The sequence below is a fragment of the bacterium genome (genome assembly GCA_037143175.1).
GTDB lineage: Bacteria > Verrucomicrobiota > Kiritimatiellia > CAIKKV01 > CAITUY01 > JAABPW01.
This window is the reverse complement of sequence record JBAWZF010000038.1, coordinates 11,827-27,200: the sequence shown is the minus strand read 5'-3', so window position 1 is coordinate 27,200 and position 15,374 is coordinate 11,827. Positions and strand designations below refer to the sequence as shown.

Genomic DNA, 15,374 nt, shown 5'->3' with positions numbered 1-15,374 from the left:
CACTGGCAACTGCTCACTGGCAACTGCTCACTGGCAACTGCTCACTGGCAACTGCACACTGCTCACTGACTACAGCGTTGCCCCAAAAGCCATTACCGCGTCCAACTCCGTGGCAAGCTTCTTGACAAACTCCTGACTCGCGGGAGCATTAAGCCTGAAAATTGCCATCGATTGATCTGTCTGGGGATGATGGGAATGCCGCACATCCTCAATGTTCAAGTGTGCCTCTGCGAGTGCCGCACCGATATGACCAACCACACCCGGGCGATCCTTGTACTGGAAGCAGACCACATGCCCCTTGGGCTCAAAGTAAAGCTTGTCGAACTGATTGATACGGGAAATCATTATCGTTCCCTCGGCCACGGTGCCTCGCACACTGACCTGGCGCAACGTGGAAACATCCAGCGAGCCCGTCAAATCCACCGTCATGGAGCTGGCAAATCCTTTACGCTCATCCGTATCCCGGCTCTGGTAGTTAACCCCGCGACCTTCCAAAAACTTTTCCGCAGCTTTGGGATCCATGGTGCAGTCGATTTCCTTCCAGAGCGCTGACACAACGGGAACAATCAACCACCCCTTGAAGGGCTTGAGAGCCCCATAACAACTGGTCTCAATTTGCTTGAGATTAGTCTCTTTACCCAACACCAGTCCCGCGACCCGACCAATCGTATTGGCAAGATCACAATACGCCTGGTCCAACCCTTCAGGAATGTCACGATTTACAATGAATGAAGTGATCCCCTTCTCGTCCAACTCAATCAACTGTTCAGCCGCCCGCTTGGCCGCCATCAAGTTAGCCTCTTTGGTACTGGCTCCCAGATGCGGAACCATAATATCGGCAATGTCAGCCACCGGTTTCGGCCCCGCCTCATCCTTGGGATAAACATCGTTCAGAAAGCGCAAGCCCTTCTCCGCCTTGATCTTGCGCAGGGCTTCCTCATCAATCACACCCGCACGGGCGCAATTAATAATGGTTGCACCTTTCTTCATGACACCCAGAAGTTTTGTGCTGATCAGTTTTTTGGTTTCAGGAGTCTCGGGGATATGGAGCGATACATAATCCGACTTGGAAAAAAGCGTCTCAAGATCCACCAGTTCCACATCCATCTGCGCAGCACGTTCAGGTGAAATCAAGGGATCATACCCGAGAAATTTGCAGCCGAACCCCGACAACCGTGTCACGACCAGACGTCCGATATTACCCAACCCCACGATTCCGACAGTCTTCCCGGACACCTCGCGCCCCATGAATGCCTTCTTCTCCCACTCCCCAGCACGGCAGGACGCATCGGCTTTGATCAAATGACGGGCGTCGGCAAGCATGAGAGCAATGACCTCTTCAGCAACCCCATTCGAATTAGCCCCGGGTGTGTTCATCACATCAACCCCTTTCTTGCGGGCATATTTGGTATCAATGGTATTGTAGCCTGCTCCAGCACGAATCACGACTTTGAGCTTTGGCAGCGTATCCATAAGCGGCGCCGTTACGGCTTCGCTACGGACAATCAGGGCATAGGCATCAGGGTGCTTGGCACATAATGCCGTGATGTCACCACTATCATCCTGAAACACCTCATAATGGCCATTCGCCTTCAACAAATCTTGAGCGACTTTATCCAGCTTGGTCGGGATCAATACTTTCTTCATATTTATTCTCCAAAATCCAATCTTCTCGATGGGATTTCTTATTCAAAGCTCCGCAAAGAAAAACAGCATTATACGTCTTCACGCCACCAAATCAAGAAGCCGATTCTCAGGCTTTTTTACGTCGGCGTGCACCGGTTTTTGCTGCGGGTAGTGTTGTATTAAAACACAGTTCCACAACATCTTTAAACGTCGCAACAAAATGGGGTTTCAAGCCCTTACGGATGTGCGCAGGTAATTCCTCAAAATCCTTTTGATTCTCTTTCGGAAAAATCAAGTCATTCACTCCCGCGCGCTTCGCGGCGATAGTCTTTTCCTTCAAACCCCCAATCGGCAGAACAAATCCGGTCAGAGTCAACTCACCCGTCATTGCATAATGCGCCCGGATTGGTTTTTGTATGGCCAGGGAATACAGTGCTGTGGCCATGGTAATCCCGGCCGAGGGGCCATCCTTGGGAGTTGCTCCCGCCGGCACATGAAGATGAATGAAGTTCTTCTCAAAGAACTCTTTCGCCTTCTGGTTTCCCGTAAGAAATGACCGGACATAGGTATAGGCTATTTCAGAAGATTCCACCATCACACTTCCAAGCTGACCCGTCTGCTTGAAACCCGGGTTCTTGGCTTCAACCTGGGTCGCCTCAATGTACAAGGTGGACCCTCCCATTGAAGTCCAGGCCAACCCCATAACCACCCCCACCCGCGGTTTCTTGTAGGGATCCGTCTCAGAAAAGACCCGTTTACCAAGGAGTTCAACAACCCCCTTAAGAGTCACGTCCACCCGCTGCATTTTCTTCTCAACAATCAGCTTCGCGGCCTTGCGACAAAGCTTCTTGATATGGTTTTCCAGTCCGCGCACACCCGGCTCACGAGCATAACCGTCTATAATCTCCTTCAGCGCCACATCAGCAATCATCAACTGCTTCGACTGAAGTCCATGCGCTTTCAATTGCTTCGGAATCAGGAATTTACGGGCAATCTGGATTTTCTCCTCCAATATATACCCCGCCAACTTGATCACCTCCATACGATCCAGCAATGGCGCAGGAATGGTATCAAGCTGGTTCGCCGTGCAAATAAACAGCACGTTGGATAAATCAAAACGCACATCGAGATAATGGTCGAGAAAGTCCTTATTCTGCTCTGGATCCAGTACCTCCAGTAATGCGGAAGCAGGATCCCCATGATAACTGGCACCAATTTTATCCACTTCATCCAGCATAATGACGGGATTCTGTGTTTTGCATACCTTGATTGCCTGAAGGAATTTACCCGGCATGGCTCCAATGTAGGTACGCCGGTGCCCCTTGATTTCAGCTTCATCACGCATGCCGCCCACCGAGAACCGATAGAATTGACGCCCGATACTGCGGGCAATGGATTGCCCGATAGAGGTCTTTCCCACCCCGGGCGGCCCAACAAAACAAATAATTGAACCGGAAATATTCCCTTTGAGAATGCCAACCGAGAGGAATTCCAGAATGCGATCTTTTACGTCGTCCAGTCCGTAGTGATCTGTATTCAGGATCGACCCTGCTTTTTTGATGTCGTAGCTGTCCTTGCTGAAAACGCCCCAGGGCAGCGATGTCAGCCAATCCACATAATTTCGACTGACGGCAAATTCCGGAGAGTGGGGCTCCATAACCCCAAGCTTATTCATTTCCTCGTTGATGCGCTCCTGGGCCTCATCCGTCAAGGTCAACTTGGCCAGACGCTCCTTGAATTCATCCAGTTCCGTTTCCTTGCCTTCCTTGACCAATCCCAGCTCTTTCTTGATCGCCTTGAGCTGTTCACGAAGAAAAAAGTCGCGCTGCTGCTTGTTTACTTTTTCCTCAATCTGCTTATTGATCTTTACCTGAAGGCGGGAGATATCAATTTCCTTCTTGAGCAATAATAAAACCTTCTCGATCCGAACTCGAATGCCAAAGGCTTCCAACACATCCTGCAGGTCTTTTCCGCCCGCCGTGGTCATGGCGGCAGCAAAATCCGCCAGACGACCCGGCTCTTTGATGTTGGAACGGTTCAAGAACAGATTCAGCTCTTCCTTGAAGAGAGGATTGAGCTGCAGCAATTCCTTGATTGCCGTTATGACGGATAGGGAGTAGACCCGCAGTTCATCATTATCGTCCAAATCAGTTTCAACAACGTAATCTGGGTTGACGACAATATAGGGATCCTCCGTGATCACATTTTTGATCCGAAAGCGATCCAGCACCCCCACCATCACTTGTAAAGGCCCTTCAGACGAATTTTGATTGATCTGTAGAATTTCGGCAATGACACCCACCTCGAAAAGCTCTGCGGCATGCCGGGGGATATGCCGATCCTCTTCCGAATCCACATTTCTGGCCAATACCAAACCAATAAACTTGGACGATGACTCCGCCGTCTTGACCAACATCTCCTTCAGCGCCGCATCCTCCACGCTCAGGGGCACCATCATCTTGGGAAAAAATGGACGATTCAACAGAGGAATAATCGGCAGGGAACTCGGAAAAACAAAGCGGGTGGGCATAATCGTCTTGTTGTCCGCCTTCCGGCCCTGATCCTGCCCCACAACTTCAACATCCTGATCTGACTTAATATCAGCCATAACGCACCTCTTTCATCACGCATCCGTTTGTCTGCATTATGACGCCAAGTACGCCGGAATCAAGTGCAACCTAATATTGATTTAAGTCGTAAGAGGTTACAAAGCTGATGAATGGTTCTACTTTCCGAATCGCATTGTTCGACTTTCGAAATCGGCATACTGAGGCAGTAGCGCCGCATATACCGCCGTCGAACCCGGAGTGGGTAGAACCTCGCCCGACTCCAGAGTGTTGGTAAATCCGGCCACAACCTGAGCCCAGGAAAGAGGTTGCCCCATCGCCTTTTGCCAGGCATGGGCCGCGCGTAAAGCGGCCCCAAGGGCCGCCGTCTTTGAGACTTCAAATTGGTGCACCGGACAACCCATCACGTCCGCCATCACTTGCAAAATCGCGCGCTCCTTCGAGCCGCCACCCGTTGCACGTATGGAGGTTGGCTGAATCCCCATCCATTGGGAATGAAGTTTCATACTCATCATCTGCGCTTCCACCACGGCACGACAGTTCGCCGCCGCATTCGCCGGATCCAGCTTGAACCGGTACACTCCCGGCGTCAAAACCCTGGGTACAATTTCCGGCTCGAACCACGGCAACATAAGCCCGCCCCCGTTACCCGGAGCCGTTGCCGTCAGCGCCGCCGCAAAACCGCGCCAATCCAACCCGTACGCATCCTTCACTTTTTCGCGTGCTAAAGAGCCATTCTTGAAACAGATCAACGTCATATATTCACCAGTCGGGGAAACAAACACATGACCTTCTCCGCGCGGATCCGTATGACAGACCGCCATGGTTCCAAAATAGGTATCACTCGTGCCAAGGCTGATTGCCACCATTCCGGACTCAACCAAGCCGGTCCCAATCACACTGCAGGGGTTATCCCCGGACCACACCACCGCCACGGCTTTCGGATTCAAACCATATTTTTGTGAAAAATAAGGACTGACAGGCCCTATCGGAGTCCAAGGCTCAGCCAAAGGGGGAAGTTTTTTCGCCAGGCCCGGCGCCGTTGCGTCAAGTGCCTTGGCATGCCACTGGCGCTGATGAATATCCATCAAATTCATGCCCGCGCCATCCCCTTGATCAATCGGCGCCACACGCCCTGCCAGCAGCGAAGCCATAAATGAACTGACCAGGCTGATTCCATCCGTGGCCTCGTAAGCACCGGGTTCCGATTTGAAAAATTTCCGGATTTGGGGCCCCGTGAATCGTTCAAACGCCGCTGAACCTGTGGCTTCCGCCATGGCTGGGGCACCCCCCAGGGCCTTCTGGATTTCGGCACATTCAAGACTGGTTGAGGAATCCATCCAAATGGGTGATGTCGCCCTGGAAAAACAATGAGCCAATTGTTCCTTTAATGACTTCCTGGAATCGAGACCGGCCAGTACTCCGGGAAGTGTGGCGTTACAATAAACCGAGCCGTGTTGCTGGCCGGAGCCCGCCACAGCACGAACATCGCCAAGCGCCACACCATCCTGTTTCAATTGGGCCATCAACACATCCAGCGCTTCGACCCACATCAGCGGTGGCGCATGGACCACGGCCGGATCCTGACTGCGCAAGACTCCGTTCTGCGTACCGTAGCCAGGCAAAGTTTTGTCGAAATTCAGCGACACTTCATGGACAATCCGCCTGGTTGCCAAATCCACCACTACTGCAGATAGGCTCTGCGTACTTGAATCCAAACCCAAAAATAGATCGCTCATGAATTGCTCCTCACCCTGATCGCCTTACCACAACACCAAAAAAAAGCCCCGGGGAGAATCCCGGGGCTTTCCAACTTTGTTCAGATATAATCGTTGATGATCTGCTCGAACAGCTCCTGCTGCCCGCTGATCTGCGCCGGCTCACCGGCTTTCTTCGCGTAGTCGCGGAGACCCGCCAACGTCATCTTACCCTTTTCGAAGTCACGGCCCTTGCCGGCATCGAATGATGCATAACGTGCTTTGCGCATTTGCAGGTAGGAAGACTCCTTCAACATGCGGCTCGCAACCAATAAGCCCCTGGCGAAAATATCCATTCCCCCAATATGAGAGATGAACAGATCGGCGGCATCCGTCGAGTTACGACGTGTCTTGGCATCAAAGTTCACACCGCCCTTGGTAAAACCACCCGCCTGAATGATGACCAGCATGGCCTCCACCACTTCATACAGATTGGTGGGGAACTCATCGGTATCCCAACCGCTCAGGTAGTCACCCTTATTGGCATCAATGCTGCCCAACATGCCGGCATCTGCCGCACACTGCAATTCATGCGAGAACGTATGCCCGGCAAGAATGGCGTGATTCACCTCAATATTGATTTTGAAATCCTTCTCCAGACCATAGGCACGCAGGAAACCGATGACCGTCTCGGAATCAAAATCATACTGGTGCTTGGTCGGCTCTTTCGGCTTGGGCTCGATCAGGAAGGTTCCGCGGAATCCCTGCTTGCGCCCATAATCACGAGCCATGGTCAGAAACATCCCGAGATGCTCTTTCTCACGCTTCATGTTGGTGTTGAAAAGGGACATGTAGCCCTCACGGCCACCCCAGAAAACATAATTCTCACCGCCCAGGGCAATCGTGGCATCAATGGCGTTCTTCACCTGCGTGCCGGCATGGGCCACCGCGGTAAAGTCCGGATTGGTTGAGGCGCCATTCATATAACGGGCATTGGAGAACACATTGGCCGTCCCCCACAACAGTTTGATCCCAGTCGCCTTCTGACGCGCCTTGGCTTCTTCCACCATCACGGCCAAACGCGACTCAATCTCAAAGACCGACCCATCCCCCACCACATCGGTGTCATGGAAGCAGTAGAATGGGACCCCAACCTTGCTCATAAATTCAAAGGCCGCGTCCATACGCGCCAGATTGCGATCCATCACATTTTCATGCTTGTCCCAGGGGAACACCTTGGTGCCCGGACCAAAGGGATCACCCCCAGCACCACACAACGTATGCCAGTAGGCCACAGCAAAGCGAAGGGCTTGCTGCATCGGCACGCCGTTGACTTTCTGAGCGGGATTATACCACTTGAACGCAAGGGGATTCTTGGACTTCGGACCTTCAAATGGAATCTTACCAATTCCGGGAAAAAATTCCTGACTGCCTTTGTAGTATTTCATAGTGATCCTTTTGGGTTGTTTCGAGACAGTTTCTAATGTTTCGTTATTAAGTCAATTCAAAAAAGTTCAGAGCCGGTCCATCAACGCCGCCACCCCGCCCAGCCGCTTGTCGACCGTGGTGCGCTCGATACGGCAGCCCTCAAAAGAAGGGCGCAACGAGTGGCTTCGCACTTTGTCGCAAAAGGTGCCCAACACGCTGTCCCTCGCATCAAAGAGTGAGCCATGCACCAACACCAGTTCGGGATTAAACACATTGATAATCATGCCCACACCCCTGGCCAGGTTATCCAAGGCATCATACATCAACTCGGAGGCGTTCCAGCGCCCTTCCCTGACGGCCTTAACGGCGGCTTCAATATTGATTTTCCGCCCTGCCTGTCGCGAGACGTTCCGGGTGAAAGCCAGGTCAGTTGCCACCGTTTCCAGGCAGCCCCGGTTGCCGCAACCGCAGGGTTCCCCTGCCGGATCAATCGTCATGTGCCCCAATTCTCCGCCAAAACCGCGACTCCCCGTCACCAGCCGGCCTCCGCTCACAACCGCCATCCCGAGCCCGTCGCAGATATCCACCACTGCGAAATTATCAATTCCCCGGGCGGCGCCAAACATCCGCTCCGCAATGCAAAAACCATGTTCTTCCTGATGCAATAACACAGGTACTTTCACCCGCTGCTCAAGATCCAAGCCGGGCTGACACCCATCCAGAAAATGCAGATTCGGAGACAAAGCGATCCGCTGGTCAGCATCAAGGACTAAACCCGGCACACTGAAGCCTACCCCCAGGCAAGGGGCTGGCGCCATTTCCCGCACCCGAACCACCTGTTCGGCGAGCTTGGTCATGAAATTGCCGTAGGTATGCGGAGTGGAAAAGGAGACTGAGCGGTTTGGGTCCAAGACCCCATCGAGCCCTGTTGCGGTGACATGGGTGTCGCGGATCCCCACCATCACGCCAATCACCTGTGCCCCTTTTCGGGCGGGCCGATATACCGCGGCAGGCCGCCCTGAGCTACGCTGGAGTTCGGGATCACACTCCACTAGCCCGGCACGCTCAAGACTCTCCATCAACCGTGACATCGTCGGCGCGCTGATACTGGTCCGCCGCACCAACTCTGCCCGTGATACCGGCCCTTCCTGCCAGAGCAGATCCATAATCCTCCGGGCATTGATCTGACGGAGAAGTGAAGGCACCACCCGGGCATGCCCGGAATGCTGCACCCCCACGGAGGACAAATTTGCGCCCGCTGCCATCTTTCGATCCCTGCTATGCCTCATACTGTTTCTCCCTGGGGAGACACATAACAGCACATCGGGAATAGTGGCAATGCTTAAATACCGCTCCAAATCAAGGAGATCGCCGGGGAGCTTGGATTTTGCGACGAATATCACTTCTCAAAGCGTTTTAAGCAATGGTATGGCCAAGCCCCTTCCCACCATGCCTCGACCGGAATGAAACGATCGTAATCAAGCCAGTTCGGTCTTCAATTCCGCGATCATCCGCTCTACACGGCGCCCATACTCAACATAGTTGCTGAACTTGACCGCTTCCGAGGAGGTGATGTTGGCATCATGGAACACCACCGCCAGATGCGGCTCAATCGAAATCCCGCCCTCATACCCTCGACTCAGGAGGTCTTTCAGGATACGCCGGACATCCCCATTGCCTTCCCCGGCATGTGTGAAAATCTGTTTTTGGGTAGCTTCGACCCATGTGCCATCCTTGATATGCACATACACCACGTGTTCCTTCACGTGCGAATAGAACTCCCAAGCTGACTGGCGCGGCCAGGGTTTGGGCTTGGCGTAATCGGCAGTAAACACCGGGTTACCCGTATCAAAGACAAGCTTCATCCCCGGCACATTCTCCAGCATGCGCAGCGTGTAAGTCCACCCCATGCCGCCATAATTCATACAGTTTTCATGGACCGGCGTGATCCCGGCATCGGTGAACATCGCTTGAAGTTCACGCAGGCGGCGGAATCGCTCCTCCTCCATCTGGTCATCCGGAGCACGATCCGGCAAAACAGCAAAGCTCATGATGCGGACCAACTTGGTCCCGAGCCGCTGCATCCGGGGAATGGCGCGCCGGGTTTCGGCCAGAGATGAGTCCATGGGGTCAGTGATCTTCTTTCCCCAATTGGCTATCGCCGAACCGAAGCAATTGATTTTGACACCCGCGTCGGACAATTTTCCCGCCACACGATCAAAGTCCTCATCGGATAAATCGTGAATATTTTTCCCATCCACATTCCGGGACTCAATATTCGACCAGCCCAACTCCCGGGTGGCCTTGATCTGGCCTTCAATCCCCACAGCGGCTTCATCCGCAAAACCAGTTAAATATAACATCGCTTTGCTCCTTATTTCTGGACCGATTTACTCAAATCATGGCTGACGATTTCACGGGTCTTTTTAACAAACCGCGAAGCTTTGATTTTCTTCTTCAGCATGCGCTCATACGCGGCGGCATTCAAGGGCATCTCCACGGTTTCTCCGATTTCCGAAGAATAGAGCATGGCATTCCCGAGTTCAACGGACTTGATTCCCTCCCGGGCGGGGGCAATCAATTTAGCACCAGTCGAAATGGCATCAATAAAGTTTTGAAGCACTTCGAGATGCTGTCCGCCATATCCGGAGACGGGAATCTGGATATCCCAAACTGGAGGGGAACTGAAGGATTCAGGGCAGTCCCTCAGAAAATCAGAGACGGAAACCTCGGTGCGGATAAAGCGCAGATCACCATTCTCAAGAGTGAGCCGCCCATATTCACCGGCAATCTCCAGTCGATTCACGCCCGGTGCCTCACCTGTGGAGGTAATAAACACCCCGGTACACCCATTCTTATACCCCAGATGCGCTGTGACTTCGTCTTCAACTTCGATATTATGCTTACGCCCGATGCTGCAAAAGCCGCGCACCCGATCAGGCATGCCAAACAACCATTGCCAGAGATCCAAATTGTGAGGACACTGGTTCAGCAACACCCCGCCACCTTCACCAGCCCAGGTCGCACGCCAGCCACCCGACGCATAATAACTCTCTGTCCGGAACCAGTTCGTAATCACCCAGGTAATACGATCCAATTTACCAAGATCGCCGCGTTCAAGCATCTGCTTGATCTTGATGTAGTGGGGGTCGGTACGCTGGTTGAACATGGCGGCAAAGATCTGCCCCTTCTTCTGGTGGGCCGCAATCAATTTTTCGCAATCCGCCTTGTGCACGGAAATCGGCTTTTCCACCAGCACATGAATGCCGGCTTTCAAGGCATCAATTCCAACGGTTGTATGACCATAGTGGGGCGTCGCAATGAGAACGGCATCACACACCTTGGCCTTAAGCAGTTCCCGGTGATCGGTAAAAGATGCACAATGATAGGTGGTAGCGGCCTGATCCGCCCGCTCCTTGATCACATCGCACACAGCGATGAGTTCAACATTTTTCGCCCTGGCAAGGTTTTCCAGATGCCCCCGCCCCATCATACCAACACCAATAACCCCAATCTTAACTTTACTCATAAACTGCAGACCTCGTAAATTAATATGAAATATTGCCAAAGATACACTTATTACTAAATCACTTCAGACCGTTTACACCTGTATTATTTAGCGGAATTTATTAAATAACTCGCAGAACTTTACTGCTAAACCCCTTTAATTGTCTATTTGATAACTGGCCAATTATATGTGTAATATGGCCATACACACATAAATAAAAGGGTACAGAAATTCAAAGAAAAAACCTTCGTTCACACTGGAACGATGGGCGAGTTTGAGCCACCGATAAAAACCACGGCAACGGTGGTTTCGCGCTGGGGCCCTGGCGATAACTTCACCAGACAGGATCGGAACAATGTATCACTGAGCTTGGTGACCTTTGGAAATGCCACCTTCGAACAAGATGGGCGCCGTGGCGTGGCGGGACAAAACACCATTTTCATTGCTCATAAGGGAAGCAGTCAGGATCACCTGTGCTGAATGCTTATCAACGGCCTATCCGGACAGCCTCCGTCAGGCCATGGAATTTGCACAGGCCACCGTCCACCGTCCGGTCCGATTACAGGAGATCGCGGCGGCAGCAGGTCTATCTGTACGTCATTGCACGCGACTGTTCAAAGAACATACCGGGCTCTCCCCCATACAGTTCTGCATTCAACAACGCATGGCCATGGCGGAAAATCTTGTCATCAACACGAGCGAACCGTTTAAGCAGGTGGCGATGTCGTTGGGCTACGAAGATGCCCTGAATTTCTCGGTGCAGTTTAAACAACACTTCAAAATGAGCCCGCGCCACTACCGGGAAAAGGCACGTGGACGCTAAAAGCATCAGGGGGCAAGGTGGGCTTGGGACACCACTCCACAGCATCAGCTCCGCTGACGGCGGATTTCGTAAAAGAATATTCCTGCGGCCACGGCGGCATTCAAGGACCCAATGTGACCGGTCTGGGGGATTTTCACGACATCACTGCATTTTCTCAGAAGATCAGTTCCCGGCCCGACGCCCTCATTCCCGATCACTATCGATATCCCCTGCTTGAAATCGTAATCCATAATGTTGCTATCTGCCTTTTCACTGGCCGCAACAACCTTGATGCCTCTTGCCTTTAACCGTTCCACCAAGGCTTCCAGTTCCGGTACCCGGACGATAGGCAACCGGTTCACAGCTCCGGCGGAACTGCGCACCACCATGCTGGTGACGCCCACTTGACCAGACTCCGAAATGAATATGGCATTTGCACCAAAAATCTCCGCCGATCGAATAATGGCACCAAAATTGTAAGGATCCTGTATTCCATCCAAAACAACACAAAAGGGAGAGGAGGGCAAAGCGGCCACAACGGTCGCCTCATCGGCGTATGGGAAATCAGTCATCCGCGCCAGATAGCCCTGATGCTCGCTTGAGTGACAAAGCTGAGTCAACTCATCGGGGTCAGCAAGGACGGGAGTCAACCGCTGGCGGGCCGCCAGGGCCTGGGCCTGCTCCAACTGCGAGGAGGTCAGGAGGCGGGACAGATAGAGATCCACAATCTCCCATCGCCCCGCCGCCAAAGTCTCCACAACGGAATTGCGTCCCCAGATCCAGCACTTCTGATGACTACCGAGAAGTCGCTTCTTCCCTTTACCCCGTTTGTGTCGTTCCATAATCCACGAATACCCGGATTATCGTTTGAGACGTGCCGCCTCAAACGCAGGGTCGATTACCGGCATATCCTTGGCAAAGAAATCCTTGGAAGCCTTGACCACATCCTCGGTCACGTCAACCTTGACACTAAAGTAGGGAAGATTGGGTCCCGTCGTCAGCACCACATCCGCACCCCGTTTCAAGGCGACCTGATTGATATACTGGCCCAACCGTTTCCGGAAAGATGCTACCGCAAGGTTATCAAACTGCTGAAGGGCACTCTGCAAGGGCCCAATGCTCTGACTGAACTGCTCATCCCCGGCCTTCATCTGGGCAACAATTTTATCCTTCTCCGTGGCCGTTTTGGCTTCAGCCATCTTGTCCTGGAGGGATTTCATGCGAATCTTGTACGCCTGCAGCAGCTGGTTTGCCTTCACAAAGGAATCCAGTTTCTGGCGTTCCTTCTCAATCTTCTGCAGCGCACCGACATCCTTGAATACACGATCCACGTCGACCACGGCGACCTTGTGGGGATTCATAAAGAACACACTCCACGCCAGCAGCCCCAACAACACGATCACATACATCACTTCATACCAGCGAATCTTCCGTCCTTCATTCATTTCCATAACGACTCCTTTACGGTTAATTAAACAATCAGAAGATAAGATGCGGGATGGGGTTCAAGAATTCAAGCCTCAATCCACCCTACTCACACGGCTTCAGCACCCACCGCCTAAGCTTCCCAATTCGGCTTTCCCTACACGGGCAAGGCTGGCTTCCAGTTGCTTGGCAAACTCTACCGGACGGGATTTGTCTTACCCGCTGGATTCCCATCGCCAATTTCAGTTGTCAGTTATCTCCTTATTTCTCTAACAACCTCCCTTCGCGCTGTCCTTATCCTGGCGCGACCTAATCGTAATCGTAATCGACTGCCCCGGAAATGATTACGATTACAATTAGATTACGATTAGGAGTAAGAATACAACCCAATCCTCACCGGATCTTGAATACGCTTCCCGACATCAACCCGTCGTACAATTGAATCTCTTGCGCCCTGGATAACCCGGACGGAACACCCGTGGTGATCCGGATATTGTCGAGCGCAAGGTTGCCATCCAGACTATCGCCCTGGAAACTGTTGTAATTAGTAATCGCCCCACCAGCAGGGAATGGCACCTGCTGAAGCACCAACTTACCGCCAACGAATACAGACGCTCGATAGCTCTCATAGTTCAGGAACACCGAAACACGGGTGTAGGAACCTGTGGCCAGCGGGTCTACGGGACCGCTCCCATCCAGGTAATTGCTGCAGACCGCCCAGTTCCCCGCGTTCCACACATTCAGGTACCCATCCGGCCCAACGTAGCTCAGGAAGGTGTAACGATTCGTGTCGAACGCAAAGGGGGCCTCACCCCACGACGGACGAATATAGTAATCAGTCCAAACTTTGGCAGTGCTTGCCGCGGCAACCCGATTGGAGAGGGTCGCATTCGCCGGCATCAGTGCCGCTGTCGAATTCGCGACCCCTTGCCCATCCCTGACCAGAATCCCCGTACTTGAAGCTCCCCACCCACGGAATCCCAGATTAGCCATCTGGGTGCCATCCGCATAGAGTTCGAAGTCATCAATGAAATCCAACCCCGCCGTCGCCTGCGTACCCCATGTATTGGTGATGCTGAAGGTTCCGGTCATGTCAACCCCAGCCGACGTAACGAGCAACCGCCCACCGGAAAAGTCGAGGTGCCCGGTTCCATTGGTTGGCACGCTCAGGACTGTTGCCACGGTCACGGTGCTGGCGCCGGAGACCTGAACGGAACCGAGGACCGTGGCTGAACCGACGTTCACAGAACCGCCGAAGGTCACAGCGGCATTCGCACTCACGGAGAGATTGCTGCATGTCATGGCCTGATCGAACGCCACCTGGGCATTCGCGCCAATGGTAATATTACTCCACACCGTCGCGCCTTGAAACACCACGTTCATCCCCGCCCCGATCGTCAGACTACCGCTGTTGGTAAAGGCTTGCCTACCAAACGTCATGCTGCTGGAAACGGTAACATTCTCCGCATACTGCCCGGCATAGACGTAGAGCGCATCCCGGGCACGCCAGGCGTTCAGCGCCGCCTGAATGGTGCCATAACAGGGATACCCGGAACCACTGCCCACATACTGGATCCGCGCCACATAGCCGTAGGTCTGGAGTTCGTTGCCGTCAGCCATCGTGTCGCCATTGCGGTCATGGGTCAGGCGCGCAGGGTCATAGGTTGCCTGGATCCGGACATCATCCAGCCAGGCATCGCCATCCGCCTCGTTATACCTGAATGAGCCGTAATCGTTGAAGGGATTCAGGAACGGAAGATCCTGAACCACCACCCGGTCGTTGACCAGGATCGCCACCGTCTGGCTCGGGAAGTTCTGATAGACGGAAATGTCCGCAAAGGCGCTGGTGGAAACCTTCGACACCGGCTGGCCCCAGACGTCATTACTGCAGGTCAACCACCCCCCGTTAGTCCATACCATGAGATACCCATCGAGCCCAAAGTACTGGAGGACAGAGACACCGCTGGTGGCGCTCAAATCATACACCTCCCCAAGGAACGGCGTGATCCGGAAATCCGTCCACACAACACCCGCATTCGTCACCGCCACAGTATTCGTCAAGACAGATCGCGTGGGAATCAAGACGGAATTGCTGGGAGAGACGTATTTTGTATTCACCACCATCACGCCCGCATCGGATGCCTGCCACTGCCCCACCGCTGTCACGAACGTGGCGCCATTGGTGAAGGGATCCGCATCGAAATTGTGATCGATAAACCCAGCCCGGGCGGGTGCCAGCAACCCTAAGGCACCGATCAACACCGCCCCGATTATACGCAGTCTATTCATAGCCCCCTCCGTTTATATCGAAATTTGACGAC

12 protein-coding genes are annotated in these 15,374 nt (G+C 53.2%); 2 read left to right on the top strand and 10 right to left on the bottom strand.

Going from position 1 to position 15,374, the window contains the following annotated elements:
- Window positions 1-69: 69 nt before the first annotated feature.
- The 7 genes from WCI03_11210 to WCI03_11180 form a co-directional block, all read right to left on the bottom strand.
- On the bottom strand, window positions 70-1,647 hold the full coding sequence (locus WCI03_11210) for a 3-phosphoglycerate dehydrogenase family protein (GenBank protein MEI8140420.1): 1,578 nt from the start codon (window positions 1,645-1,647) through the stop codon (window positions 70-72).
- A 106-nt stretch (window positions 1,648-1,753) separates the two neighbouring features.
- Window positions 1,754-4,234, bottom strand: a complete 2,481-nt coding sequence (gene lon / locus WCI03_11205; GenBank protein MEI8140419.1) for an endopeptidase La — start codon at window positions 4,232-4,234, stop codon at window positions 1,754-1,756.
- A gap of 117 nt (window positions 4,235-4,351) precedes the next feature.
- Window positions 4,352-5,932, bottom strand: coding sequence for an FGGY-family carbohydrate kinase (locus tag WCI03_11200; protein ID MEI8140418.1), 1,581 nt, complete (start codon window positions 5,930-5,932; stop codon window positions 4,352-4,354).
- 80 nt (window positions 5,933-6,012) lie between these two features.
- Window positions 6,013-7,338, bottom strand: a complete 1,326-nt coding sequence (gene xylA, locus WCI03_11195) for a xylose isomerase (GenBank protein MEI8140417.1) — start codon at window positions 7,336-7,338, stop codon at window positions 6,013-6,015.
- Window positions 7,339-7,404: 66 nt separating this feature from the next.
- A complete protein-coding gene (locus tag WCI03_11190; protein ID MEI8140416.1) occupies window positions 7,405-8,607 on the bottom strand; it encodes an ROK family transcriptional regulator in 1,203 nt (400 codons plus the stop codon).
- Window positions 8,608-8,796: 189 nt separating this feature from the next.
- Window positions 8,797-9,681 carry a TIM barrel protein gene (locus tag WCI03_11185; GenBank protein ID MEI8140415.1) on the bottom strand — a complete coding sequence of 295 codons (885 nt, stop codon included), beginning with the start codon at window positions 9,679-9,681 and terminating at the stop codon, window positions 8,797-8,799.
- 11 nt (window positions 9,682-9,692) lie between these two features.
- Complete coding sequence (locus WCI03_11180) at window positions 9,693-10,847, bottom strand: Gfo/Idh/MocA family oxidoreductase (GenBank protein MEI8140414.1); 1,155 nt, start codon at window positions 10,845-10,847, stop codon at window positions 9,693-9,695.
- 243 nt (window positions 10,848-11,090) lie between these two features.
- On the opposite strand from WCI03_11180, the gene WCI03_11175 reads away from it, so the two are divergent.
- Together WCI03_11175 and WCI03_11170 are read left to right on the top strand one after the other, a co-directional pair.
- Window positions 11,091-11,306, top strand: a complete 216-nt coding sequence (locus WCI03_11175) for a hypothetical protein (GenBank protein MEI8140413.1) — start codon at window positions 11,091-11,093, stop codon at window positions 11,304-11,306.
- Window positions 11,307-11,346: 40 nt separating this feature from the next.
- A complete protein-coding gene (locus WCI03_11170; protein MEI8140412.1) occupies window positions 11,347-11,649 on the top strand; it encodes an AraC family transcriptional regulator in 303 nt (100 codons plus the stop codon).
- Between the two features lie 44 nt (window positions 11,650-11,693).
- Here the strand turns inward: WCI03_11170 and rlmB are convergent, their stop codons facing one another.
- The 3 genes from rlmB to WCI03_11155 all read right to left on the bottom strand — a co-directional run bounded on the left by rlmB (window position 11,694) and on the right by WCI03_11155 (window position 15,342).
- On the bottom strand, window positions 11,694-12,470 hold the full coding sequence (gene rlmB, locus WCI03_11165) for a 23S rRNA (guanosine(2251)-2'-O)-methyltransferase RlmB (GenBank protein MEI8140411.1): 777 nt from the start codon (window positions 12,468-12,470) through the stop codon (window positions 11,694-11,696).
- 18 nt (window positions 12,471-12,488) lie between these two features.
- A complete protein-coding gene (locus tag WCI03_11160; protein MEI8140410.1) occupies window positions 12,489-13,079 on the bottom strand; it encodes an OmpH family outer membrane protein in 591 nt (196 codons plus the stop codon).
- A 367-nt stretch (window positions 13,080-13,446) separates the two neighbouring features.
- Window positions 13,447-15,342, bottom strand: a complete 1,896-nt coding sequence (locus tag WCI03_11155) for a hypothetical protein (protein ID MEI8140409.1) — start codon at window positions 15,340-15,342, stop codon at window positions 13,447-13,449.
- Window positions 15,343-15,374 lie beyond the last annotated feature (32 nt).

What these genes read in the sequence shown, in the direction of transcription:
- WCI03_11210 (MEI8140420.1), bottom strand. Translation starts at nt 1,647, where the DNA reads ATGAAGAAAGTATTGATCCCGACCAAGCTGGATAAAGTCGCTCAAGAT.
- lon (MEI8140419.1), bottom strand. Translation starts at nt 4,234, where the DNA reads ATGGCTGATATTAAGTCAGATCAGGATGTTGAAGTTGTGGGGCAGGAT.
- WCI03_11200 (MEI8140418.1), bottom strand. Translation starts at nt 5,932, where the DNA reads ATGAGCGATCTATTTTTGGGTTTGGATTCAAGTACGCAGAGCCTATCT.
- xylA (MEI8140417.1), bottom strand. Translation starts at nt 7,338, where the DNA reads ATGAAATACTACAAAGGCAGTCAGGAATTTTTTCCCGGAATTGGTAAG.
- WCI03_11190 (MEI8140416.1), bottom strand. Translation starts at nt 8,607, where the DNA reads ATGAGGCATAGCAGGGATCGAAAGATGGCAGCGGGCGCAAATTTGTCC.
- WCI03_11185 (MEI8140415.1), bottom strand. Translation starts at nt 9,681, where the DNA reads ATGTTATATTTAACTGGTTTTGCGGATGAAGCCGCTGTGGGGATTGAA.
- WCI03_11180 (MEI8140414.1), bottom strand. Translation starts at nt 10,847, where the DNA reads ATGAGTAAAGTTAAGATTGGGGTTATTGGTGTTGGTATGATGGGGCGG.
- WCI03_11175 (MEI8140413.1), top strand. Translation starts at nt 11,091, where the DNA reads ATGGGCGAGTTTGAGCCACCGATAAAAACCACGGCAACGGTGGTTTCG.
- WCI03_11170 (MEI8140412.1), top strand. Translation starts at nt 11,347, where the DNA reads ATGGAATTTGCACAGGCCACCGTCCACCGTCCGGTCCGATTACAGGAG.
- rlmB (MEI8140411.1), bottom strand. Translation starts at nt 12,470, where the DNA reads ATGGAACGACACAAACGGGGTAAAGGGAAGAAGCGACTTCTCGGTAGT.
- WCI03_11160 (MEI8140410.1), bottom strand. Translation starts at nt 13,079, where the DNA reads ATGGAAATGAATGAAGGACGGAAGATTCGCTGGTATGAAGTGATGTAT.
- WCI03_11155 (MEI8140409.1), bottom strand. Translation starts at nt 15,342, where the DNA reads ATGAATAGACTGCGTATAATCGGGGCGGTGTTGATCGGTGCCTTAGGG.